General features: G+C 61.0%; 20 protein-coding genes. 10 read left to right on the top strand and 10 right to left on the bottom strand.

Annotated elements, in window-relative coordinates; all coding sequences use genetic code 11:
• Position 1: 1 nt before the first annotated feature.
• Entirely contained in the window at positions 2 to 2,221 is a 2,220-nt protein-coding gene (locus LZ538_RS09265; protein ID WP_249831740.1) for an adenosylcobalamin-dependent ribonucleoside-diphosphate reductase, read from the bottom strand.
• Between the two features lie 77 nt (positions 2,222 to 2,298).
• Positions 2,299 to 3,510, bottom strand: a complete 1,212-nt coding sequence (locus tag LZ538_RS09260) for an NnrS family protein (RefSeq protein ID WP_249831739.1) — start codon at positions 3,508 to 3,510, stop codon at positions 2,299 to 2,301.
• 115 nt (positions 3,511 to 3,625) lie between these two features.
• On the opposite strand from LZ538_RS09260, the gene LZ538_RS09255 reads away from it, so the two are divergent.
• The 4 genes from LZ538_RS09255 (at position 3,626) to LZ538_RS09240 (ending at position 7,838) form a co-directional block, all read left to right on the top strand.
• Positions 3,626 to 4,042 (top strand): hypothetical protein, encoded by a 417-nt coding sequence (locus LZ538_RS09255; protein ID WP_249831738.1) that lies wholly within the window; start codon positions 3,626 to 3,628, stop codon positions 4,040 to 4,042.
• An 18-nt stretch (positions 4,043 to 4,060) separates the two neighbouring features.
• Entirely contained in the window at positions 4,061 to 4,207 is a 147-nt protein-coding gene (locus LZ538_RS09250) for a hypothetical protein (RefSeq protein WP_249831737.1), read from the top strand.
• Positions 4,208 to 5,157: 950 nt separating this feature from the next.
• Positions 5,158 to 5,427 (top strand): hypothetical protein, encoded by a 270-nt coding sequence (locus tag LZ538_RS09245; protein ID WP_249831736.1) that lies wholly within the window; start codon positions 5,158 to 5,160, stop codon positions 5,425 to 5,427.
• Between the two features lie 35 nt (positions 5,428 to 5,462).
• Positions 5,463 to 7,838 carry a heavy metal translocating P-type ATPase gene (locus tag LZ538_RS09240; protein WP_249831735.1) on the top strand — a complete coding sequence of 792 codons (2,376 nt, stop codon included), beginning with the start codon at positions 5,463 to 5,465 and terminating at the stop codon, positions 7,836 to 7,838.
• Between the two features lie 729 nt (positions 7,839 to 8,567).
• Here LZ538_RS09240 and LZ538_RS09235 read toward each other — a convergent pair.
• Positions 8,568 to 8,747 carry a helix-turn-helix transcriptional regulator gene (locus LZ538_RS09235; protein WP_249831734.1) on the bottom strand — a complete coding sequence of 60 codons (180 nt, stop codon included), beginning with the start codon at positions 8,745 to 8,747 and terminating at the stop codon, positions 8,568 to 8,570.
• A gap of 81 nt (positions 8,748 to 8,828) precedes the next feature.
• Positions 8,829 to 10,079 (bottom strand): tyrosine-type recombinase/integrase, encoded by a 1,251-nt coding sequence (locus tag LZ538_RS09230; protein ID WP_249831733.1) that lies wholly within the window; start codon positions 10,077 to 10,079, stop codon positions 8,829 to 8,831.
• Between the two features lie 265 nt (positions 10,080 to 10,344).
• Between LZ538_RS09230 and LZ538_RS09225 the strand changes: the two genes are divergently transcribed.
• The 6 genes from LZ538_RS09225 (at position 10,345) to cyoD (ending at position 15,415) form a co-directional block, all read left to right on the top strand.
• The gene (locus LZ538_RS09225; protein WP_249831732.1) at positions 10,345 to 10,551 is read left to right on the top strand and encodes a hypothetical protein; all 207 of its coding nucleotides are present in this window, start codon (positions 10,345 to 10,347) and stop codon (positions 10,549 to 10,551) included.
• Positions 10,548 to 11,378 carry an enoyl-CoA hydratase gene (locus LZ538_RS09220; protein ID WP_283937748.1) on the top strand — a complete coding sequence of 277 codons (831 nt, stop codon included), beginning with the start codon at positions 10,548 to 10,550 and terminating at the stop codon, positions 11,376 to 11,378. The genes LZ538_RS09225 and LZ538_RS09220 overlap by 4 nt, the downstream gene beginning before the upstream one ends.
• Before the next feature lie 103 nt (positions 11,379 to 11,481).
• Positions 11,482 to 12,384 (top strand): ubiquinol oxidase subunit II, encoded by a 903-nt coding sequence (gene cyoA / locus LZ538_RS09215; protein WP_249831730.1) that lies wholly within the window; start codon positions 11,482 to 11,484, stop codon positions 12,382 to 12,384.
• Positions 12,385 to 12,387: 3 nt separating this feature from the next.
• Positions 12,388 to 14,394, top strand: coding sequence for a cytochrome o ubiquinol oxidase subunit I (gene cyoB / locus LZ538_RS09210; protein WP_249831729.1), 2,007 nt, complete (start codon positions 12,388 to 12,390; stop codon positions 14,392 to 14,394).
• Entirely contained in the window at positions 14,391 to 15,032 is a 642-nt protein-coding gene (gene cyoC, locus LZ538_RS09205) for a cytochrome o ubiquinol oxidase subunit III (RefSeq protein WP_249831728.1), read from the top strand. Before cyoB ends, cyoC begins: the two co-directional genes overlap by 4 nt.
• Entirely contained in the window at positions 15,029 to 15,415 is a 387-nt protein-coding gene (gene cyoD / locus LZ538_RS09200; RefSeq protein WP_249831727.1) for a cytochrome o ubiquinol oxidase subunit IV, read from the top strand. Before cyoC ends, cyoD begins: the two co-directional genes overlap by 4 nt.
• Positions 15,416 to 15,418: 3 nt before the next feature.
• Here the strand turns inward: cyoD and LZ538_RS09195 are convergent, their stop codons facing one another.
• The 6 genes from LZ538_RS09195 to LZ538_RS09170 are packed head-to-tail and all read right to left on the bottom strand — an operon-like array spanning position 15,419 to position 24,803.
• The gene (locus LZ538_RS09195; protein ID WP_249831726.1) at positions 15,419 to 17,950 is read right to left on the bottom strand and encodes a CehA/McbA family metallohydrolase; all 2,532 of its coding nucleotides are present in this window, start codon (positions 17,948 to 17,950) and stop codon (positions 15,419 to 15,421) included.
• Positions 17,947 to 18,651: a CoA transferase subunit A gene (locus LZ538_RS09190; protein WP_249831725.1), complete on the bottom strand. Its 705-nt coding sequence runs from the start codon at positions 18,649 to 18,651 to the stop codon at positions 17,947 to 17,949. The genes LZ538_RS09195 and LZ538_RS09190 overlap by 4 nt, the downstream gene beginning before the upstream one ends.
• The gene (locus LZ538_RS09185) at positions 18,648 to 20,222 is read right to left on the bottom strand and encodes an aldehyde dehydrogenase family protein (protein WP_249831724.1); all 1,575 of its coding nucleotides are present in this window, start codon (positions 20,220 to 20,222) and stop codon (positions 18,648 to 18,650) included. The genes LZ538_RS09190 and LZ538_RS09185 overlap by 4 nt, the downstream gene beginning before the upstream one ends.
• Positions 20,219 to 21,409 carry a DmpA family aminopeptidase gene (locus tag LZ538_RS09180; RefSeq protein WP_249831723.1) on the bottom strand — a complete coding sequence of 397 codons (1,191 nt, stop codon included), beginning with the start codon at positions 21,407 to 21,409 and terminating at the stop codon, positions 20,219 to 20,221. The genes LZ538_RS09185 and LZ538_RS09180 overlap by 4 nt, the downstream gene beginning before the upstream one ends.
• Positions 21,406 to 23,475, bottom strand: a complete 2,070-nt coding sequence (locus LZ538_RS09175; protein ID WP_249831722.1) for an oxidoreductase — start codon at positions 23,473 to 23,475, stop codon at positions 21,406 to 21,408. Before LZ538_RS09175 ends, LZ538_RS09180 begins: the two co-directional genes overlap by 4 nt.
• Complete coding sequence (locus LZ538_RS09170) at positions 23,472 to 24,803, bottom strand: aspartate aminotransferase family protein (RefSeq protein WP_249831721.1); 1,332 nt, start codon at positions 24,801 to 24,803, stop codon at positions 23,472 to 23,474. The genes LZ538_RS09175 and LZ538_RS09170 overlap by 4 nt, the downstream gene beginning before the upstream one ends.
• Positions 24,804 to 24,833: the final 30 nt, after the last annotated feature.

The raw sequence follows: 24,833 nt of genomic DNA, 5'->3' as shown, positions 1-24,833 counted from the left end.
CCTAGCCGCATTTCGAATAGCCGCATTCAAGGCAGTTATTGCAGCCTTCGACCTTGATGATCGCCGATGCCCCGCATTGCGGGCAAGCCGTCGGAGTGAACGAGTGTGAGAACCCCACCTCACGTCTCGGCAGACCGCCGCTACGAATACCGTCGAGGTGCCGGTCAACGATGTCACCGATCGCGGCAAGCAAGGAAGGCACATATCGTCCCTGCATCCACGCGCCCCCGCGTGGGTCAAATACGGCCTTCAGTTCTTCGGCAACGAATGCGACATCCGAGCTCCTCCGAAATACCGCTGAGATCATCCGGGTGAGACCCAGCGTCCACGCATAATGCTCCATGTTCTTGGAGTTGATGAACATCTCGAACGGCCGCCGGACCCCGTCCTGATCAACATCGTTGATGGTCACGTAGACTGCGTGCGCGCTCTCCGGCCATTTGAGCTTGTAGGTCGTTCCGTGAAGTTGATCCTCCCGCGGCGACAGGACATCATCCCCCTTGCTGGGCACGGGATCCGCCTTTGGCGCCGCAACGCTTAGGACGGAGCCCGTGACGGCATTTGGCCGATAGGTCGTCAGACCCTTGCAGCCGAGATGATAGCCTTCGACATAGATGTCGGCGAACGCTTCGAAGTTGATATCCTCCGGGCAATTGACTGTCTTCGAGATGGAGCTGTCGATCAGCGCCTGGGCAGCCGCCTGCATCGTTAGATGGTCTGCTGGCGAGAGCGTCTGCGCACTCACGAACAGCCCCGGAGGGGGCTGCGCGTCACCCTTGAGCTGACGCCAGACGCGAAGAGCGTGATCCTCCACGTGCTCCTCTCGTGTGCTGCCGTCCTGGCGCCGAATCTTGCGCGTGTAAGAATAAGCGAACACCGGCTCGATGCCCGACGAGACATTGCCCGCAAGCAATGACGTTGTGCCGGTCGGCGCGATCGAGGTGAGGCAGCCGTTGCGAAGCCCATGCTCGGCGATCAGCGCCCGCGTCTCCTCGTCGAGATCGGCTAGGTTGGGCCGATCCTGCATCACCGCGTCATACAGCGGGAACGATCCCTTCTCGCAAGCGAGGAGGGCCGAAGCGCGGTACGCCTCGCGCTTGATGATGCCCAGCCAACGGCGCGTGAGCGCTACGGCATCGCTGCTGCCATAGGCGGCGCCACAGAATAGAAGTGCATCTGCAAGACCAGTGATACCGAGCCCTATGCGCCGCTTGGCGTTCGCCTCCGCTTCCTGCTCGGGCAGCGGGTAGCGAGAAATGTCGATCACATTGTCGAGCATCCGCACGGCAGTGTGCGTGAGTTCCGCAAGCTGGTCTTCGTCGAGCGCCGCGTCAGCTTCGAACGGTCGATCGACCAGGCGCGCGAGGTTGATCGAGCCGAGGAGGCACGCTCCATATGGCGGCAGCATCTGTTCCCCGCAGGGGTTGCTCGCGCTGATCGTTTCGCAATACGCGAGATTGTTGGCCGCGTTCACTCGGTCGATGAAGATCACACCTGGCTCGGCGGCGTCATATGTCGCGCGCATCAGCCGTTCCCAGAGTTCGCGAGCGCGAAGCGTCCGCACGACATTTCCGTTAAAGACGAGCGGCCACTCGGCGTCGCTTCCCAGTGCCGTCATGAAGCCGTCCGTCACCAGCACCGAGAGGTTGAAATTGCGAAACCGGTGCGGATCACGCTTGGCATCTATGAACGCCTCAATGTCCGGATGGTCGATCCTCAGGCAGCCCATCATAGCCCCGCGCCGCTGCCCGGCCGAGTGGACGGTACGGCACATCGAATCCCAGCAGTCCATGAAGGTGAGCGGACCGGACGCATCAGCTCCCACCCCAAGCACCGGGCTTCCCGCCGGGCGGATGGTGGAGAAATCCATGCCGACGCCGCCTCCCTGCTGCATCGTCAGAGCGGCTTGCTTCAGATGTTCGAAAATCCCTTCCAGGCTGTCGGGAATGGTCCCCATGACGAAACAGTTGAACAGAGTAACGCTTCGCTCTGTGCCGGCTCCGGCGAGCACACGCCCCGCGGGGATGAAGCGCAAGTCCGCGACGGCATCGCGAAACCGTGCCTCCCACCGGGATCGATGCTCGGGAAGCTCGGCCACGGCAACGGCTCGCGCGACTCGCGCAGCAGTCTGTTCGAAACTATCGTCGCCTTTGCCTTCGCTAGGGCTGAAGCGATATTTCGCGGTCCAGATTTCCTCTGCCAGCGCGACGTCGAATGTCATGTCCCCCTCCATATGTTGAGGGAGGGAGCGTGGCAGACCGCAAGATACTGCGTTTGATCTATCGCAATTGAGATCGCTCAAATTTTCTCGTCGATGCGAGCGCTGAACAGGATCGGCCCGTAAGCACCCAAGAAGCAGAGGAATGCTCCCATCCAGGCCGCACCGGCTACCTCTAGGCCGAGCCGGTAGTCGAGGAGACCAAGAGATGCCGCGACGCGCAAGAGGGCTCCAGCGGTGATGAGCACGTATGCGAGTTGTGTTGGCCAATTCGCACGCAGCTCTCGACCCGTATGTCCAAGGGTCGCTCGAGTCATGACGGCCAAGATCATGGTCGCCATTGCCCCTGCGGTCAGCGCGTGAACTGCCGCCGATCGCGGAATTGGGGCACCCAATTCGACGGCCGCAAGAAGCGCCAGGCCGACTGGGACCCAAGCGTAAGCTACATGGAGTATGATCACGAGGGGGTCGGCGAAGGTCTTCCATCCCTTCCAGCGGACGAGACGTGAAGCCTGACCGGCCGCGGCTGCCACGAAAATGGCGCCGGTGAGCACGCCATGAGGCCCCGTGATCCAGGCGACGAACGCAAGTGCAGTTACAGCAATCACGCCCAGGTCGAAAGCCGTCGGCTGGACAGGCAAGCCGTCACGAACCCCTCGTTTGACCAGCCAGTTGCGCGTGAAGGATGGAACGATGCGACCACCGATCAGCGAGATGAGCACGATCACCAGCCCTACGGCGCATCGCCAAGAATAATCCGGGTCGAGGACTTCGGTCATTCCCGCGTAGTCGAGCGCGTCGACGACACCGAAAAGGAAGATAAGGCCTACCACAGGCAGGTTTCGGTTCCCGGACTCCAACACTTCGCGAGCCGCGAGCGCGGCTAGGGTCACGAAAAATCCGACATCGAGGATTGCGGCCGTCGCCAAGCCTGTGAAAGCCGAGAAGAGTACCGCCAGACGCGCGGCAAGCCACAGCGCGAACAGGGCCGCAAGCGGTGGTCCGGCGATCGGCAGCCGTCCGGTCCAGTTGGGGACTGCAGTCAGCAGGAAGCCGGCGATGATTGCGCCGACGAAGCCGAACAGCATCTCGTGACGATGCCAGGACAGGGGATCGAAGGCTGACGGCAGGCTGATCCCACTGACCAGCGCGTACAGCCAGATCGAGAGCGCGATGATCGCCCACAGGGCGCCGCCGAAAAAGAATGGCCTGAAGCCGCCCCGCAATATGGCCGGCGCCGCCGCCATCCGCGCCCGCCGCAACGCCAGCATTTGTTCGCCCCGGGTCTGCAACTGCGCCTCCTCTGATGGCGCGCATTTGGGCGCACTTGCGCCGCCAGCTTTTGATCTAGGTCAAGTCGGCCAGAGAGCCCGGCGATAGCCTCGGTAGGCAGAGGAGACCCAGTTCATGCGCCACGTCAATCAGACCCAGCTTCTTGCCACTGACGAGATCGTCGAAAGCCCAGTCCCGCGTGCCTGTGAGGACCAGAGCTTCGAGGTGCCGTTCGGCGTCTATGCCGCCATGGCGATCATGTTCACGGGGTTCGTCGCCGTTCTGAGCGTCGCGTTCAGTGGTCACATGGCCGTTTCCTTCGGCGTCATCTTCGCGTTTCTCGCGGCATTCTTCGCCATTCCGGCCCTGTTTCCGAACATGGCGCCTGACAGCCGTGGCGTCGCGCTCAAATGGCACGAGTTCGTGGACCGCGGCATCGACACCGCCACTGGCCGCACGAACGCAACGTCCGCGACCGTGCTCATCCTCGCGCTGCCGTTTCTCATCCTATGCTTCGCAATCGCCATCGCGACGATCGCCGCGCTTGTCTGACGACGCGCCCAGAGCCCCATGAGTGATGAAGCCCGCGAACGCTGGATGTCGATTGCGGCCGCCTTCGACGCGCTCATTGCTCAGATCGATACGACGATCGACCTGGCAGAGCAGGTGTGGCGACCACGAGATGGAACAGCTCCTTCGGATCCGAGCACTCGCTGAAAGAGGAGCAGGACTAACTCGGAGTGGCCTTACGCGCGATTAGGGACCTGACGAGCACCGGGAGTGTTTGCGCACGCTCTAAGCGCCCTGATTGGAAATCAGAGGGCTCAACTCCACAAATCGCCTCTTTTGAGGTGCTTGGCAGCAGCCGCCTGAAACCTAAGGTATCACCCGAAGGTGCCTAGGAGAGGACTATGGCGCCGGACCCTTAACCTATTGAGAACATTAGGCTCGTTCAGCCGTGGGTGTATCAGTTGGACTGCGCAGATGTAACAGCGGCTCCTGTCAGGGCAATCGTTTAATCTGCCGCAGATGCTCTGGCAGGCTTTCGTCGTGGCGATGATGATGCCGGATAGAGCGGCTTTGATGGCGAGGTAGAGCATGGCCTAACCATTATACCAGCCGTTCAAGAGTGCCAGCGCGAGGACCGCGCCAAGCGCTATGATCGCCAGCACTTTCCAAATCCGTGTCACGCGACCCCGCATAAGCCCAGCGAGTTAGAATGTCCGGAATGGGTGGAAAGCAGACACTAGTTTTTCGGTTGCGACGCAGTGACCCAAATCAATCGGTTACGCACCATTACTGATAGAGCTGTCCTTGGACCCGTGCCCAAAATCTGCGCGTCAAGGAGGCCATCATGGCTACCACATCATCCACAACGCTCGCGGAAACGGACCGTGGCCACAGGTTGAGCGTGACCAGACTACTGGTCGCGGGTGCCTTAACGGCGGCAGTCGTTTTTGTCCTGTGCTGGGTGGGAACGTTCGTGCCCTTCTCCAGTCCCACGCACGCCTACCTAAGCTTATTCACCAACGCTGACATGAGTTCCGGTCGCGCCCTCGCGGAAGGCACACTTTGGTCCCTACTATTCGGCGCGCTCGTCAGTGCGGCTTTCGCGCTGATCTACAATGCGACCGCACCTCTAGGCCGCAGGTAAGGAGGCACACACGATGAAGACTATCTCACTGATTGCCGCGCCGGTCCTAGTGTCCGCAGCCACGCTCGCTGCCGCGCAAACTCCGCCTTCGTCTCATGAGCAACATCAAGCCGCAGGACAGCATGAGGCTAAGGCTGGGGAAGACCACTGCGCTCAGATGATGCGTGAGATGCACGAAATGCATCAGATGATGGCCGAGATGATGAAAATGCATCAGGGCATGGCGGCTCACTCCGGCCACGACGCGGCTAAGGATAAGACGCAGGACCAGCCAAAGCATTGAAGTGACCCGGTGCAGCGGCCCATGTTAGCGGTCGCATGAACGAGCATCAGCATCACGACCATTCAGCCGGGACTGGTACAGATCGGGCGCATGGCAGCGTCGTGACGGACCCGGTGTGCGGCATGAAGGTGGACACGCGCACTGCCCAGCATCGCTTAGCCCTAGGAGAGGCGATCTACTTCTTCTGCTCGCCCCGCTGTCGCGAAAAGTTCGAGCGCGACCCCGACGTCTATCTCAATCCTCCTAACAGAGACCCAGCTGCAATGCACCCAGCGACAGGTGCGTTGCCCGAGGCGTCTGCCGGCACGATCTGGACCTGCCCGATGCATCCGCAAATCAGGCGCGACCGGCCGGGTGCATGTCCAATCTGCGGCATGGCTCTGGAGCCGTTGGAACCTTCTCTTGAAGAGGGAGCCAACCCCGAGCTGATCGACATGAGCAGGCGTTTCTGGGTGAGTGCCGCACTGTCTATCCCGCTGATCATACTGACACTCGGAGCCGAGGTACTCGGGTGGGACCTGCTTCCCATGCGCACGTCCCTCTGGGTGCAGCTCGCGCTGGCGACCCCCGTCGTTCTCTGGGGTGGCTGGCCGTTCTTCGTGCGGTTCTTGGCAAGCCTGAAAAGCCGCCAGCTCAACATGTTCACGCTGATCGGCCTGGGGGTCGGGGTTGCTTACGGCTACAGCCTGGTGGCCGCGATTGCTCCCGGCATTTTCCCCGCCTCGCTACGGAGCATGGGCGGATTAGTTCCGGTCTATTTCGAGGCAGCCGCAGTGATCACCACGCTTGTCCTGTTGGGACAGGTCCTTGAGCTACACGCCCGGTCCGCAACGGGCAGAGCAATCCGCGCACTCCTTGGCCTCGCTCCGAAGACAGCGCGGCGCGTCAACCGCGACGGTAGCGAAGAAGACGTGCCGCTTGAGGATGTTCACGTTGGTGACGTTCTGCGCGTGCGACCCGGCGAAAAGGTGCCGGTCGATGGTGAGGTCTTGGAGGGCCATAGTTCGGTTGATGAGGCCATGATCAGCGGTGAACCCGTACCCGTGGAGAAGACGGCCGGAGCGAAGGTCATCGGAGCGACGGTCAACGGAACCGGGATGCTGCTTTTCCGCGCAGAGCGCGTCGGCCGGGATACGATGCTCGCCCAGATCGTGCGCATGGTTGCGGAGGCTCAGCGTTCCAGAGCGCCCATCCAAAAACTGGCTGACACCGTCTCGGCCGTGTTCGTCCCGGCAGTGGTTCTGGTAGCCGTGGTCGCCTTCGTAGTTTGGAACCTGGTCGGCCCAGAACCACGGCTCGCCCACGCGCTAGTCAACGCCATTGCAGTGCTGATCATCGCCTGTCCCTGCGCCCTGGGTCTGGCGACACCGATGTCCATCATGGTTGGAACAGGGCGCGGAGCCATGGCAGGCGTGCTGGTCAAGAACGCTGAGGCGCTCGAAATCACGGAGAAGGTGGATACGCTCGTTGTCGATAAGACCGGGACGCTCACCGAAGGCAAGCCGAAGCTAATGTCCGTGGAGCCACGAAGCGACTTCACCCGAACGGATGTCCTGCGCATGGCCGCTTCGTTGGAACGCGGCAGTGAACATCCGCTTGCTGCCGCTATCGTGGAAGGGGCGGAGGCCCAAGGCGTTGAGATACCCGAGATAAGCGACTTCGCATCGATCACAGGCAAGGGGGTCACCGGCAAAGTTGAAACACGCCAGGTGGCCCTAGGGAACCGCTCACTCTTGTCCGATCTTGGGGTAGACACATCGGCGCTCGAGACCCCGGCCGATAAGCACCGCACCGAGGGTCGTGGGGTTATGTTTATGGCCATCGACGGCCATCTCGCCGGTCTCCTCATCGTTGCTGACCCAGTCAAAGAAAGCGCGGTCGAGGCTATTGCCGAGCTGCGACGTCGGGGCATCCACGTTGTCATGATGACGGGAGATAATGCTCGCACGGCTGCCGCTGTCGGCCGCAGCGTCGGCATCGACGAAATAATGGCGGAGGTCCTACCCGATCAGAAGAAGACAAAGGTGGAGGAGCTACGCGGACAAGGGCGGCGCGTCGCCATGGCCGGCGATGGCATTAATGACGCTCCAGCCCTCGCCGCTGCTGACGTGGGCATCGCCATGGGTACGGGAACTGACGTTGCGATGGAGAGCGCGGCCGTAACGCTTGTGAAAGGCGACCTATGGGGCATTGTGAGGGCGCGGAAGCTGAGCCGCGCCGTTATGCATAACATCCGCGAGAACCTCTTCTTCTCATTCATCTTCAATGCTGCCGGTGTGCCTATCGCAGCGGGGGTCCTTTACCCATCGTTTGGCATCCTACTCTCGCCGATCATTGCAGGTGCCGCCATGGCCTTCAGCTCTGTGGCAGTTATCGGTAACTCGCTCAGACTTCGAGGTGCCTCCATCTAGCCCTAGCCAATGTCTGCAATGGGTCGAAACCTGCCGTTCGTGCCGTTGCACTCTACGACCTGATGTTGGGATGCTTATCCGCAATGGAAGTTGTGACTGATCACAACCGCTAATCCCCCATGGGGGTGCCACAGGCGGTCAGGATCGGCGCCTCCAGTTGTCCAGAATAGCCTAACGTTCGTTAGACCGTCGCATGGCCCGCCCGGCAGCTGCAGGGGCTCGCTAGCTAAAAAAATATTGTGCGAAATATCGCGCCGAAATTTTGAACTTTGGTAGCCGGTGTGGAGGCATCAAGAGCTTAGAGTTTCCAATACCCCCCCCAGCTCTTGCGCTGGGGCAAGTCCAACGATCTCAACATCCCGATTTCTTTCTATATTTAGATTCTTTCTATCTGACGGCGGGTTATCAAATAACTGGATGAGTATGCGCGCCCACGCCCGCGCCACATATCAGCCCACATAGGTGTCCAACTCGCCTAACCCGCCGTCATTTTTGTTTTTCCGTTTTATTCTGAAGACTTACCCGACGGCAGGTTGTCGCCAAAACCCGCCGTCAACCCGCCGTCAACCCGCCGTTGGCGCTTGAATACGACCGAATTCGATCGACCCAGCGATCGGAGGACGCCGGAACACCAACGAATGACGGCGGGTTGCGCGGCCCTGACGGCGGGTTGACGGCAGGTTTCTGCGGCGAACCCGCCGTCCCACATCTTGTGGCCAAAGATGCGCATCAAATGACCTCACGCTCTTGAATGCGCGCACCCACCCAGCCGATTATTTCCTCCTCAACCCAAGCAACGGCTCTTGGTCCAATCTTTACTGGCTTTGGAAAGCCGGGATCTGCGTAGATGCTAGATCGAGAGAGCCCAGTGATTTCCCGCACTGCGACAAGTCGGAGCAATTTGAGCATTGGCCGTCTCCGTATGCAAAAGACGGTCACGGAAGCTACGCACGTTTTTGGGACGGTCTACTACTTTATTCGTGCCGACATTTATTCCGCGGGTTGACTCGGATTCCCCGACTCGACCCGCGGCGATGCGTCCGAGTAATTAGCTGAAATAACTTGTTTTAGTTCCGCCTCCCACGCCTTGAGCGCATCACATTTTTCTTCGGAAAAGTGATGCCGTTGATAGACGCCCACGATACCGCCGCGGGTTCCGCTGACGTGGTTCAAGATCGCTTCAGTCACCTCAAGCCGAATACCGAGGCGCTGGAGGCCGGTAGCGCCGGTTCTGCGAAGATCGTGCATAGTGAACCGCTCGACCGGGCGCTTGAGGTCCTTCTGTACGGCTTTGCGTACGCGCGCCCATGATTTCGAGAAGCCGCTCGCTCCATTTCGGGCTCTGCCGCGTGCGGGGAAGAGCTTGCCCTCTTTACGATCGACGATGAGCGGTTCTAACTCTGCCACGGCTGCAGCCGAGAGAGGGACGATGTGTGCCACGCCGTTTTTTGCGCGGGCAGCAGGGATCGTCCAGCTAGCGCCCTTCAGGTCGAATTCCGCGACGTCCGCGCTGAACACCTCGTCCCGCCTCTGAAGCGTCAGAAGTAGGAGCCGGATCCCCGGCCCAAAGGGCGCTGGCTCCTCAAGCGAAGACTTCCAGAGCGCCTTGATTTCCTCCTCAGATAGCACTCGATCTCGGGAGGGCGGTTTGGGCGGCTTCCAAGCGTCTCTGCATGGGTTTGCCTCGAGGCGATCGAGCCGCGGCATTGCCCAGGAGTAGAAGGCGCTGAGCTGCGCTCCAACGGCCCGAGCCATGGTCGGCGCGGCGATGCCGTCGATCAATCGCGTGATATCCGCCCTCGTGATGCTATCCGCGAGACGACCACCGATTTCGGGAATCACGTACTTGTCGAAGATGCGCGTCACTTCCGAGATGCTGCGCAAGGCCTTCTTAGCGACCTTGTAATCTTCGAACAGCGCCTTGACCGTGCCGCTGGTCTGGCCAGCTCGGCCGCGTTGTCTCCTCGGCTGAGGATCCTCGCCGGCCTCGATGTCGCTGATCAGCGCCCTCGCCTTTTTGCGGGCATCCGCCAGCGTGAAGCGACGCTCGTTATACCGATCCAAGGTGAGGTTGCGGGCACGACCCCCTACCCGCTTTCGCAGGATGAATGTCTTTGCACCGCTCGACCCAACCCTCAGCCTGAGGCCTGGGACGAGCGCGTCGAGATATTCGATCTGGCCCGTCGGCGGCGGCTTGAACCCTTTAATCTTCGCGTCCGTAAGCCCGACCTTCGCGACCATCTGATACCTTCTCAGCGGGTCCTGCGAATGTTACCTTAGGTAACGCTTGGAGCTGGATACCCCGGGACCTTGCCGGAAGAACAAGGCATCATAAACAGCTGAATTGCAAGCTTTTTGAGTCCGAGAAATTCCGAGAAAATCCGCAGAAAAATTTCTCTTAATCAGCGGGTCCTAGGTTCGAGCCCTAGTGCGTCCACCATTTTCCAAGCGCTCTTTCGGCTCGAGCCTTTGCGGACATTGCCGCAGAGCGTAGAGCCGCGCATTGATGGATCCGCTCTTCGTATTGCTGCACAGCCTTCCAGAGACCGGAAGAGTAAAGGTCATCGGCCTTTATTCGTCGAAAGCATTGGCGGAAGAGGCGCAGGAGCGAGCGCGTCTGCTTCCCGGCTTTGCGGATGAGCCCGAAGGCTTCACGATCGAGCAATATATGGTCGACAAGGACCACTGGCCGCGCGGGTTCGTCAGACTTTGACTCATGCCAATGCCTTGATTCGTGCCGAGCAGCGCGGGCCAATCCTTCGCCTCACGCTGCAGAACCCGCCCGCGAATGCCCTTTCCCTCGCACTCATGGAATTTCTGCAGTCCGAGCTGGACGCCGTGCGAAGCGACGAGACCATAAGGGTGATCGTCATCGCGGCAGACGGGAAGCTCTTTTCCGCGGGACACGACCTCAAGCAAATGACTTCGCATCGTGGTGATGCCGATCACGGCAAAGCATACTTCGAAGACGTCTTCGCCGTTTGCTCGAGATTGATGCAGTCAATTGTCGACCACCCAAAGCCGGTGATCGCGGAAGTTGATGGCCTCGCTGCGGCCGCCGGCTGCCAGTTGGTTGCTTCCTGCGACCTGGCATTCGCCTCGGAGCGCTCCAGATTTGCCGTCAACGGGCTCGACATCGGACTGTTTTGCACAACGCCGGCGGTGGCCTTGACCCGCATCGTAAACCGAAAGCAGGCAATGGAGATGTTGCTGACCGGTGACGCCATCGACGCCGTTACCGCCAAAGAAATAGGATTGCTGAATCGCGTCGTTCCAACTGAGTCGCTGACCAGCGTAGTGACCGAATGCGCCAGCTTGATCGCGACCAAGTCGGCGCTGGCGGTGAAGCTTGGAAAGGCTGCGGTACAGAAGCAGTCGGCCATGGGACTCGCAGAAGCCTATCAGCATGCGTCCCGCACGATGGTGGAGAACATGCTTTCACATGACGCGGCCGAAGGCATCGCCGCATTTCTCGACAAACGGAAGCCTACTGAACCCTCAAACGACAGGCCCGGCGAGACCCGTGACATCCCTGATTGAAAGCGGCGTGACTACAGCCGAATGCTCGATTAAGGGCTGATGGAACTTGGGCCTGTTCCTGTTCGTCTGGGGTAGTCCCAGGCACTTAGGCAATGGGGGGCTGGTGAACGCACGCGGTGGTCATGGCCATTTGATGCGGCGGGTCGCGGTAAGCGGCCTGGTCTACACTTTGGCCGGTTGCAACCGCGGTATCCTGGACCCCATCGGACCGGTCGCGGCGGCCGAAAAGCAGATCATGATCAACTCGACGGCGATCATGCTCGCAATCATCATCCCGACCATGCTCGCGACCGTCGCGATCGCCTGGTGGTTCCGTCGCGGCAACAAGAAGGCGACCTATCTCCCGGACTGGGAATATTCGGGCGCGGTCGAGATGGTCGTCTGGGGAATCCCGATCCTCACCATCATGCTGCTCGGCGGCATCACCTGGATCGGCAGTCACGACCTAGAGCCGAGCCGGCCCCTCAAATCCGACAAACCGCCGCTCAAGGTCGAGGTAGTTTCGCTAGATTGGAAATGGCTGTTCATCTACCCTGACCAGGGGATCGCGACGGTCAACCAGCTCGTCGTCCCGGCGGGCACGCCGGTCAGTTATCGACTGACGTCCGCAACGGTGTGGAACGTCTTCTGGGTCCCGCAGATGGGAACGATGATCTACGCCATGCCGCGCATGACGACGCGACTGAATCTCCAAGCCGACCGGCTCGGCACCTTTGACGGCCTTTCGGCGCACTTCAGCGGGGACGGCTTCCCAGGGATGCAGTTCAAGGTGCAGTCCATGCCGGCCGATCAGTTCGCGATGTGGGCGCAAGGCGCTCGCGGCCAAGGCCAAGTGCTCGATGGCCGCGGCTATGCCGAACTTTCAAAGCCCAGCAGTTATGTGAAGCCGATGATCTATGGGTCGGTCGCGCCCGGATTGTTCGACGCCGTTGTCGCCAACCGCACTCCGCCCAACCCGGTACCGGCGCAGCAGCATAACGAACCGGCGACGCCGGCGGGGGCCTGAAGGATGTTCGGTAGACTAACCTGGGATGCGATCCCCTTCCACGAACCAATCCCCCTGATCACGTCGCTCGTCGTTCTGATTGCCGTCGGCGCTATTGGTTTTTGGGTGTGGCGGAAGGGCTGGTGGCCATATCTGTGGAATGAATACATCACATCCACGGACCACAAGCGTATCGGCGTCATGTACATTGTGCTCGCACTGCTGATGCTGGTGAGAGGCTTTGCGGACGCCATCATGATGCGAGCGCAGCAGTCGCTCGCGATTGGAGCATCCCAGGGCTACCTGCCGCCGGAACACTACAATCAGATCTTCTCGGCGCACGGCACGATCATGATCTTCTTCGTGGCGATGCCGTTCGTCATCGGGTTCATGAATTTCGTCGTCCCGCTTCAACTCGGGGTTCGGGATGTCGCATTCCCGACGATGAACAATGTCAGCTTCTGGCTGAACGCGTCGGGCGCACTGCTGGTGAACCTCAGCCTGTTCCTGGGCGAATTCGCGCGCACTGGGTGGCTCGCCTTCCCGCCCCTGAGCGAGAAGGCATTCTCGCCCGGAGTCGGCGTCGACTATTATCTTGTAGCGCTGCAGATATCGGGGGTCGGGACGGTCTTAACAGCCGTCAATTTCGTCACGACCATCCTCAAGATCCGCGCACCGGGAATGAGCTATTTGCGAATGCCCGTCTTCTGCTGGACCGCCTTGGCTTCCAACCTGATCATGCTTGCCGCCTTTCCGGTGCTGACCGTCGCTTTGGCGCAGCTGATGCTCGACCGTTACCTCGGCTTCCATTTCTTCACGAACGACGGCGGCGGCAACTCGATGCTCTACATGAACCTGATCTGGGTTTGGGGGCATCCGGAGGTCTACATCCTCGTCCTGCCGGCTTTCGGAATCTATTCCGAAGTCGCGGCGACCTTCTCGGGCAAGCCTTTGTTCGGCTACCGGTCCATGGTTTTCGCAACGATGGTCATCTGCATCGTCTCCTACTGCGTGTGGCTGCACCATTTCTTCACGATGGGAGCCGGCGCGGACATCAACGCCGTGTTCGGAATCGCGAGCATGATTATCGGCATCCCGACGGGCGTGAAGATCTACAACTGGCTGTTCACCATGTATGGAGGCCGGGTCCGGTTCACCGTGCCGATCTATTATCTGATCGGTTTCATGCTGACCTTTGTGATCGGCGGCTTGACCGGCGTGCTGCTGGCGATCCCACCGGTCGATTTCATCGTCCACAACAGCTTGTTCCTGGTTGCGCACTTCCACCAGGTGATCATAGGCGGCGTCGTGTTCGCACTGATGGCCGGTTACACCTACTGGTTCCCGAAAGCGTTCGGCTTCACGCTGGACGAACGCCTTGGCAAAGCGGTCTTCTGGTGCTGGTTTATCGGATTCCACCTCGCCTTCATGCCGCTCTACGTGCTCGGCTTCTGGGGTGGGACGAGGCGCATGCAGCACATCAGCGATCCCAGTTGGGCGCCCTGGCTGCACGTCGCTTTCCTCGGCGCGGTGATCATCGGTATCGGAATCGTCCTGACGGTTGTGCAGCTGCTCTATTCGATCAAAACGCGGGACCAGCGCCGCGACGTTACCGGCGATCCTTGGGACGGGCGCACGCTGGAGTGGCTGACGCTGTCACCGCCTCCGCATTACAATTTCGCGGTCCTTCCCGATGTTCATGGCGAAGAGGCTTATTGGACGCGCAAGCAGACGGCGATCAAGGAGGAGCGCCTGATCGACGAACCGAACTATCAGCCGATCGAAATGCCGATCAACACGCCGACAGGAGTGATCGTCGCATTCTTTGCCTCCGTCTGCGGGTTCGCCATTATCTGGTACATCTGGTGGCTCGCCATCCTGGGCCTGATCGGCGCCTTCGCCATCTTCGTTTGGTACGCGTGGCAGGACGAGCATGAGCACATCATCCCGGTCGACGAGGTCAGGAAGAATGCGCGCGAGCGCCGCCGCATCCGGATGGAACACCTCCACACGATAAGCCAGTCGACATGACCACCGAAGCAGCAACCATCGGCCTGACCCACGGCGGGTCTGAAGATACGGGCCTCGGCCATCGCGGCCCGGAGTCCAAGAGCATCGTCGTTCCGTACGGCTTCTGGCTGTTCGTGCTGTCGGACATGGTCCTCTTCTCGGCCCTGTTCGCCAGCTACGCGACGTTGGTCCACGCAACGGACGGCGGCCCCACGACCAACGAGCTGTTCGATCGTGGATTGGTCGCCGTCGAGACGGTCGCGCTGCTCCTGTCGAGCTTTGTCTGCGGCCTGGCGATGATCACGGCGAAGCGCGGCAACATGGTTTGGACGCAAGCCTGGCTGGTCGCCACCGGCATTCTCGGCGCCGTGTTCCTCGGGATCGAACTCTACGAGTTTGCGACCATGGTCGGCGAAGGCGCCGGACCGCAGCGCAGCGCCTTTCTTTCCGCCTTCTTCACGCTCGTCGGATGCCACGGCCTGCACGTCGCCTGCGGGCTCCTGTGGCTTGGGACGATGATGGCGCAGATCTGGGCCAAGGGCTTCCAGCAGCACATCATTCGCCGACTGCTTTGCTTCAGCATCTTCTGGCACGCGCTGGACATCATCTGGGTGGGCATCTTCACGATCGTCTACCTAATCGGGACACTGCCGGCATGACCGAAAACGAAGACAATCTGCTCGATGTTGCCCCCGGCGCGCCGCACAACAACATCCTCAGTGAATCCGTCGCATACATCATCGGCTTGGCCCTGGCGCTGATCCTTACCGGCGTGTCCTTCTGGGTGGCGTCGACAGGCGTGTTATGGGGCCCGGGAATCGCGACAGGTCTAGTGGTGCTCGCCATCGCGCAGATCGGCATCCACCTCGTATTCTTCCTTCACATCACCAGCGGCCCCGACAACACCAACAACGTCCTGGCATTGGCGTTCGGCGTACTGATCGTCTTCCTGGTGATGATCGGGACAATCTGGATCATGGCGCACATGAATGCGAACATGATGCCGGACCCGGCACTCACAAACCTGCAGATGCAGCACTGAGACTTATTGAGATCGTTGGCCGGCCCGCCTCGCGTAATAATCCCGGGCCTTGCGGAGATAAGCCAGAGTCGCTTCACGCTCATCCGCAGTGCGGTAGTCTGACCGGTTTGCCGCATCGTCGATCACGCGATCGAGCCATGTCACGAAGTAGGCTGCGTCATTGGTAGCAGGTGGTGCGCCACCGACAGCGAGATAGATCGGACTGGTCGTCGCGTAGGGATATATGTCGAGGACTTCGGGGTCGGCTTCATCATTCCAGGCCCGGAGCAACACCCAGCCACCGACATCTTTTGGGATCTCGCCCGAGGCATCCAGCCGACGCCGGTCACCGGTCAGGCTGAATGTTTTGAGGACCTTGCCGTTCTGCACGAGCTCCAGATGGTCCAGGGCAACCGGCGACCGCATCGCCACACGATAAGGCAGCGTTCGGGAGGTCGGCTTTGTTACCGTGTCGCCCGGGCGCTTTCCGTCCAGCTCAAACCCTAGAAGCGGACCATTGCTGGCAAAGGTACGGCCCTGCTTCAAAGCGGCCTTCAGCGCAGCAGGACTGCGGTCACCGCCTGTCTCTAGGAAAACCCGATTCATCCCGACGGGACCACGCAGCGATGCGTAATTCGCCATCGCGTCAGTCCCCGCTCCGGCGGGGATTCGGAAGCCGAGGTTGAGCAGGCGATACCAGACCTGCGCGGTCGATTTGTGATCCGAAAAGCCGACGATTTCCATGTAATCGACCTTCCCGTTGGCGACGTCGGCAGGAAGCTCGTTGGTAAGCGACTTCTCCTTGGGTGGATCGATATCCCAGTCGAAGGGGTGCACGTAGCCGACCAGAGCGCCTTGAGCATGCGCGAGGTCCGCAACGACGCCATTGTGCGGCCACGGGCTCGCGAGCGCGGTGTGCTGATACGCGGAGAAATCCGGCGTCAGCAGATGATCCGATAGGTTGAGAAGGCCAAGGTGGCCCCAGTAGCTCGTGTGGAATTCCTGGCTGTGCATGATCAGCACGCCGTCGCCACTCGCGGGGTCGGGATCAGCACGGAAATAATCGACGTCCGGAACCCGCTCCTCTTTGTTGACGATGAGATTGTAGACGGCGTCCAGGTCCTCGGCCCGCGCCTGTCTTGCCAGGTTCTCCGGCGTATTCCGGTAGTGGCCGCCGTAATTCATGTGAACGTGGAGATCCGCGCCTCGCCACGAACCAAAGTCGGCTGGCAAATCGTTCCGCTGCAAGTTCACCGCTATGTTGCGCTCTGACCCTGAGGCAAGGCTGATTTTCTGTCGCCATGGAAGATACCGAAAACCGCGCTGGACCCAGATGGTCGTATCGCCTGCTGGTGCGTCAAGCGTGCAGACCGATGGACAGTGGAAATAGTGAGTTTCGCTTTTCTGGATGGCGCGATCAAATCCATCGTCCGCGTGTATCCAGGAGTCTTCCGGAGCTGCCGCCCTCCCGTCACTCGCAAGCACTACCACGCGCGCTGGGACGCCGCGTCCTTGCTCATCGCGAATGTCGAGCGTCAAATGCCCTTCGGCGCTTCGATAGCGCCGTGATTTGGCAGTGACCGCTGTCGTTGCCCCGCCCGCCACGTCGCGTACGAAGAGGCTCGTATTCCCGCGCTCGTTGCTAACGTAGGCAATCCTCTTCCCATCAGGGGACCATCGCGCGTTCGATCTATCGAACTCCCCGAAGGTCAGTGGAAGCGGGGCAGATCCCTCCGGCGTCGTGACCCATAGCTGCCGCCATTGTCGCCCGTGGTAGCTGGTGAAAAGCACCAGCTTCCCGTCCGGCGAAGTTTCAGGCCGGGCATCCCAGCTCGTCTCCTCGCTCAACACCCTGTGGCGGTCGTTGGGATCGTCCGCCGCGACCGACCAGATGTCGCCAGTTCCCCAGGCGATTTCCGCATTCGAGACGTAGAGAACGCGCTTACCGTCCGGAGACCAGGATGGATTGAGCGAATGGTCCCAGCTCGAATAATAATAGCGCGAAATCTTGCTCTGGCGCTCTGCGATTAGCGGTTGCGCATTTTGGAGTCCTGCGGCGCCTAAATTAGCGATGAAGAGATTGAAGTGGCCGCTGCCCTGCGTCGAAACCCATACGATGCGCTTCCCGTCTGGGGAGACCCTGGGTTCGACATTCACGGCACCGCCTGTCGTCAGGGCCTGCTCGCGGCCCGTTTTCAGATCGAGACGCCAAAGCTCAATTGCGTCGCCTGCGTATCGGCTGAACACGACTGTCTGTCCGTCGGGGGCGACATCGGGCTGGTAATCGTAGGCGCCGGTGGAATGCGTCAGCTCTATCGCCTCGTCTGAGCCAATTGCCTGCCGCCAGAGCGAACCGCCCATGCTGTAGATCAGCGCCTTGCCGTCCGGTGTGAAGGCAAGGCTCGATGGGCCTGTCGTTAGCTGAGGGATGTAAAGCTCGCGCCAGTAATATGTGTGAGGCAGGTCGACCTGCTTGAGCACCGGCTCGCGACCGGCTTGGGCTGAGTTGGCCGCCAGCGAGAAGAGGATGAATAAGGCACAGCGCCGTACGATCATATCTGCCGCTCACGTACCGTGCGGAATTCCACGCGTTTCTCGTTTATCGTGCTCCTGACGATGCGATCGACGTAAATGCCGGGCGTGTGAACACAGTCCGTCGGGATCTCTCCCACCGCGACGATCTCTTCGACCTCGACGACCGTCATCTCGCTAGCAGCTGCCATTATAGGATTGAAATTCCGAGCCGTCTTGCGGAACTGCAGGTTACCCTCGGGGTCCGCGCGCCACGCCTTGATGATCGCCAGGTCGGCGCGGAGCCAACGCTCACGGACATAAGGCTTGCCGTCGAATTCTTCCTGCGGCTTACCCTCGGCAACCACGGTCCCGACCCCGGTCGCAGTGTAGAAAGCGGGAATGCCTGCCCCACCCGCCCTTATCCGTTCGGCAAGGGTGCCCTGCGGATTTAGCTCCAGCTCCAGCTCGCCCGCCAGATACTGCTGCTCGAACAGCCTGTTTTCGCCGATATAGGACGAGATCATCTTTCGTATCTGGCGCGTCTCCAGCAGCTGCCAGAGGCCGAAGCCGTCGGCCCCAGCGTTGTTCGAAATCACAGTTAAATCTTTCACGCGCGAAGCTTTGATCTCCGGAATGAGGCTTTCTGGATTCCCAACGAGTCCAAAGCCGCCCGACATGATTGTCATTCCATCGCGGAGAAGACCCTCGAGCGCCGCGCGCGGAGACTCAAAGATCTTGTTCACGCGGGCTCGAAGAGTGTGCGGCTCTGCTCCCGCATGAACTGCGGGACGTACCAGCTTCCAAGGCCGCCCTTCCCCGACGTTCCAGACCCTTTCCACCCGCAAAAAGTCTGGAAGCCGGGCCACGCACCGGTCGTCGCACCGCTGGCCCGATTGGCGTAGAGTACCCCGGCCTCTATCGTATTTAGGAAGCGATCCAGCTCGGCCTGGTCCTGCGTGTAGATACCCGCGGTCAGCCCGAACGCGCTCCGGTTCGCATCGCCTATCGCCTCATCCAGATCGTCGAACGGCAGGATGCTGATGAACGGAAGGAATATCTCCTCGCGGTTCAGGCGGTGATCCGCCGCCAAGCCCGTTACGATGGTCGGCGAAACGTACGGGCCCCGATCGAAAATGCCTCCGGCGAGCGTCGTGCCGCCTCGAAAGATCGAGCCATCATTCGCCGCCTCCTCCGCAGCGGCTTTGAATCTGCCGAGAGCGGCGGCGTCGATAACCGGACCCATGAAGACTTCGCGTCGACGCGGGTCGCCGACCACCAACTTGTCCGTGGCGGAGGCTAAGGCCTCCAGAAACGGGTCCAGCGCCTCTCTCGCCACATAGGCTTTGGAGGCGGCGCTGCACTTCTGCCCGGAAAGACCGAACGCGGATCGCGCGACGCCCGAGGCTGCGGTGTCGAAGTCAGCCCTTGCCGTCACAAAGGCGGGATTCTTGCCCCCCATTTCGGCAAGCACAGGACGCATTGCAGTCGACGCGGCAGCATGACGAAATATGGTCATTCCCACGGCGTTCGAGCCGGTGAAGGCGATGCCATCGACATCCGTGTGGCTGGCCAAGGCCTTGCCCGCCTGATCCGAACCATGAATGAGATTGATGACGCCGTCAGGCAGTCCGCCGGCAACCAATGCTTCAACTGCGAGCCGCCCCGTCAGACCAGCGGATTCGCTCGGCTTGAACACCACCGTATTCCCGGCGACGAGCGCCGCTGACATCATCCCCAACGAAAGCGCGACAGGAAAATTGAACGGCGCGATCACTCCGAAAACGCCGTAGGGTCTCAGGACGACGCTGCACTTCTCGGCGGCGGATGCGCCTGGCATTTCCTCGCGGAAGCCGTCGGAACGCTCCATCTCGTCGCAGTAATGGCGAACGAGATCGATGGCTTCCTCGACCTCGCCAACCGCTTCGAGCCGCGACTTACCGACCTCGATGAGACAAGCGATGGAGATATCCCACTTGGAGGATTCGAGCGCGTCAACCCCCGCGCGGAGCAATGCGACACGGCGCTCCCAGCCCATGTCACGCCAGGCAGGAAAAGCCTTGCGCGCTGCTTCGACGGCGGCGTCCACGATCGACGTGTCGGCTTGCGGGAACTCTCCCAGGACAACGCCCCGGTCGATGGGGCTGCGTGCTTCCACGACTGGGCCTTCGTGGCGGTCGCGCCCACTGATCAAAGCAGGTCGGCTCTTGCCGAGCAGCCGCGACTCGACCGCCGTAATGATCTCGTCGAGATGCGCATGAACAGCTGAAAAGTCCTCACCGGTGTTCGAGTAAGTGACACGCGGCAGGTCGGTCATTTGCTGGCGCCCTCCAGCCGGTTGTAGCGCTTCAAAATCGCGCGAAGCTCGTCGTGCGGCAGCCCGTACATCGTATAGCCATCCGCACCAATCGAAGTGTGAGCCGCGACCAAGGCATTGACGACGGCTTCCTCTGTGGCCTGGACAGTTGCCTCGAACACATCATTCACTTCCGTATCTGCAATGGGAGTGATCGGCGAAGGCGCCGTCTGATCGGGTCCGTTCACCGCGTCCGGCACGGTCGAAAATGCCATGATGAGGTCGCCCGAGCTGGTTCCCGAATAAGAGCCGAGCCGAGCGAGACCCAGCGCCGCGCGCTTCGCAACACGATTGAGCTGTTCGGGCGACAACGGGGTATTGGTGCCGACGACGATGATGATCGACCCTCGATCGGGCAGCGCCTTGCCGCCCGCGCCGCATTTGGGCGTCTGTTCGGGCTTTGACTGTTTCGCATCGTAACAAGGCAACCAGCTGCTGGCGAAAGCTCTTCCCACCGGGACGCCCGCGATCCTCAAAACCTTGCGATCTCCAGTATTGCACTGGACGAGTACGCCAACCGTATAAGATTTGCCGGTGACCTCGATCGCCCGGGAAGCGGTGCCGATCCCGCCCTTGAAGCTGAAGCAATGCATGCCGGTGCCGCCGCCGACGATACCTTCTTCCACTGGCCCGGACTGTGCTGCGTCGAGCGCCGCTTTCGCTGTTTCCGGCCGAACGTGGAAACCATTGATGTCGCTCTGCCATCCGTCCCAGGTCTCGGCGACTACGGGGTAAACGGCCTCGCCACCATGCTCGACGGCCCATTCCTGGATACCGGCGTAGACATGGCCAATCGCATTGCTGCTAGTGATGCCAATAGGTCCGCTGACAATCCCGAAATCCTGCATGTAGGCGAGGCCCGTCATCTCGCCGTTACCATTGAGGTTGAAATAGCCGCCGTAGACCGGCTTCAAATTTTTGTGACCGCGGGGAAAAATGATTGTGACGCCGGATCGGACCGGCCCTTTGCCCACTGCGAGGGGTCCTTCACCGGAAATGAGCGTCTTCTGACCAACCTCGACGCCGGGAACGTCGGTAATTGCATTCAGCGGGCCCGGCGTCCCTTCGAATGGAATGCCGAGATCGCGTGCCCGTGCGTCTGCCTGCGTCGTGGCCAGGAAGAGAAGGACCAGCGCGACAGTTTTCATCGCTGCTGCACCCTTCCGGATTCAATGAATGGCAGCTCGCGCGGAATCAGCAGCTCCGGCTCCTCGTCGAGACCGCGTGCCCACTTGTGTCCCGAATAGACGGCCTGCTGAATTGTGCTGGGCGCCCAGCAGTCTCCGATGCGGGCGATCGAAGCGATTCCCGCTCCTTCCCACCGGTCGCGTAGCTGTTCGTGCAAATCGTCCAGCGGGAGCCGGGCCGTGACGGTGACCAGCGCCCCGGCGGAGCGCGACGTCTCCTCACCCGTTAAGCCGCTCCGCAGTCGAACCTGTGCGCCGTCGAAACCGACGACGCTTGTATAGGGGACGACTTCGATGCCCATTCGCGCCAGGCGCTTGGCGATCGGCAGCGCCTCGAGTGTATTCACGGTCCACGCCGACACCATCGCCGCGGGCGTGACCAGGACCACTTCATGCCCGGCGTAACGGCACAGCTCGGCGAGGACGCCGCCCATATAGTAATGATCGTCGTCCCAGATGATGACTGGCCCAGCTTCGGGGTCGCGGCCAGTCATCACGTCGTCGGGCGTGTACACTGACGGACCGTCGAAGCCGGGGATGGCGAAGCCGCTGTCGCGGCCGACACCATCACGCCTCCAGGTCGATCCTGTCGCTATCGCTACGTGCCGGGCACCAAACTCCAATATGTGCTCGGCCTCGAGCGCGCTGTCGCGGTAGATCGATACGTTCGCCATTCGCTCCAGTTGTCCGACCCGCCAGTCACGAACTCGCGCCCACTCGGAAAGGCCCGGCAGCCTGCTTTCACGAATCACCCGCCCGCCCAGCTCGGATCCGGCTTCGGCGAGGTGAACATCGAAGCCGCGGCGCGCAGCGGCCAGCGCGGCTTCGAGCCCGGCCGGGCCTGCGCCGACTACAAGCACGGTCCCTTCCGACCTCTTTGGCGGGATGATCTCTGGATGCCACCCACGCCGCCACTCCTCTCCCATCGTCGGGTTCTGCGTGCAGCGGAGGTTGGTAGACGTGTAGTCGCTCGACACACACATATTGCAGCCGATGCATTCGCGAATGTCGTCGATGCGGCCTTCCTCGATCTTTTTCGGAAGGAACGGGTCGGCGATCGAAGGCCTCGCGGCTCCAATGAAATCCATTAGCCCGCGCCGGATCTGCGACACCATCGTGTCCGGAGACGTGAACCGACCGACACCCACCACCGGCTTGGTCGTGAGCTTCTTCACGAAGCTCGTATATTCCTCTTGGAACCCTTCCTTTGCGAATCGCGATGTCTGGCTGTCGTTCGGCCACGTTGAGATGTTGACGTCCCAGAGATCCGGCAGCTCGGCGAGCATCTCGACCACGTCCCGCGCCTCGCCGTCGTATGTTAGCCCATCGTCGCCGATCAGTTCATCGCCGCAGAAACGAAGGGCCACGGCGCATTTGTCGCCGACTGCATCCTTCGTATCCTCGATCAACTCTCGCAGGAGGCGGACGCGATTCTCCAGGCTTCCGCCATATTCGTCGATGCGATCGTTCTTCCGCCGCGAAAGAAAATGCTGCGCGATCGAAAGGTCGTGGGTCGCGTAGACGTAGACGATGTCGAAGCCGGCCTTCTTCGACCGTACTGCCGCTTCGCGGTGCCAGCCCCGCAGGTCGCGAATATCCTGCTTGTCCATCGCTCGCGCTTGGACCGGCGAGTAATAGATGATCGGACGATGAGACGGCGCGAGCGGCGCAAGACGGGTGCCCCAGTTCGCCGCGGAGGCGCCGTGGTGCATGATCTCGATCGCTGCCAATGCCCCATGCTCATGAACCGCGTCGGCCATCAGCGCCATGGCAGGAACGTCGCGATCGTCCCACAGGCGGCCCTCATGGAATGGCTCGCAATCGCCAGTTGGGTGAATCTCCGTTTCTTCCGTCGCCACGACCGCCCAGCCGCCCTCGGCTTTGATCCCGCGCAGCCGTGCGAGCGTCTCCGGTTGGGTCCACCCGATGCCGGTGCAATGCGGGACTTGGTAGAAGCGATTGCGAGCGGTGACCGGCCCGATCTGCACTGGCTCGAACAGGATGTCGTAACGAGGATCACGCGTCATGACGGCAGTACCGCATCGACCGTCTCTGCAAGGAGGTCGACGATCGCACCGAGCTCGTCAGCCGTCACATTGTAGGGCGGAGCCAGGAGGATGTGGTCTCCTGATCTGCCATCGACGGTTCCGCCGCTCGGATAGATCAATAACCCGCGACTAAAAGCGTCCTCCTTGGCACGCTGGTGCAGTTTGAGCGCCGAATCGAATGGGGCCTTCGACGCCCGATCCTCAACGAGTTCCATAGCCTGAAGCAGACCTCGTCCGCGTATGTCCCCGACGTGCGGATGGTCGCCGAAGCGCGCAACTAATCTTTCAGCCAATTGCTGTCCTGTATCTTGGACACGATCGAGCAGCCCGCCTTCGCTAATCACCTGCTGCACTGCCAACGCAGCGGCACAGCCCACCGGATGGGCGTTGTATGTTTGGCCGTGCTTGAGAGCGCCTGAACCCTCCGCCACGGCGTCGTAAACCTGGCTCGTGCAGACCACCGCACCGATCGGCTGATATCCGGCACCGAGCCCTTTACCCAACGTCACGATGTCGGGAACGACTCCGTCCTGCTCGCACGACAGGAATGTGCCGGTGCGCCCGCTACCGCACATCACCTCGTCCAGAATCATCAGGACGCCGTGGCGGTCGCAAATATCTCGAACGCGCTTGAGATATCCGGGCACCGGCGGCACGGCGCCTGCGGTCGCGCCCACGACCGTCTCGGCGACGAAGGCCATGACCGTCTCCGAGCCGAGGCGAACGATTTCCTGTTCAAGCGCATGCGCTGCCCTCCGGCCATATTCCTCGGGAGACTCGCCGGATTCGGCGAAACGGTAATGGAAGCACGGATCGATGAGCGAAACGTCGATCAGCAAAGGATCGTAGGGCTTGCGTCGCCAGGCGCTTCCACCAGCAGCGAGCGCTCCGAGAGTGTTGCCGTGATAGCTTAGCCGCCGCGCGATCACATGACGCCTGCCGCTATCGTCGCGTTCGAGATGATATTGCCGCGCCAATTTCAGCGCGGCCTCGATGGCTTCGGACCCGCTACCGGTGAACCAGACGCGATCCAGCGAGCCCGGGGACATTCCAGCGATCCGAGCAGCAAGCTCCTCGGAGGCCTCCGTCGTGAAGAAGCCGGTGTGGATATATTCGAGTCGCTCAACCTGTTCGGTAACCGCGGCAATCACCGCCCGGTTTCCGTGCCCAAGGCAGGAAACCGCCGCGCCTCCGCAGGCATCGATGTACCTTCGCCCGCTGCTGTCGAAGAGGTAGATGCCTTCGCCTCGGGTCGCCACCGGCTGGATCGCCGAAGTTGAGCGATGGAAGACGTGCCCAGCAGTCATTACGCTAGACTAACGTCCGTTCCTTCGGCT

Origin of the sequence: Sphingomonas hankyongi, assembly GCF_023516575.1 — a bacterium.
GTDB classification, from domain to species: domain Bacteria; phylum Pseudomonadota; class Alphaproteobacteria; order Sphingomonadales; family Sphingomonadaceae; genus Sphingomicrobium; species Sphingomicrobium hankyongi.
The sequence above is the reverse complement of the archived record's forward strand: the minus strand, read 5'-3'. Positions and strand labels throughout refer to the sequence as shown.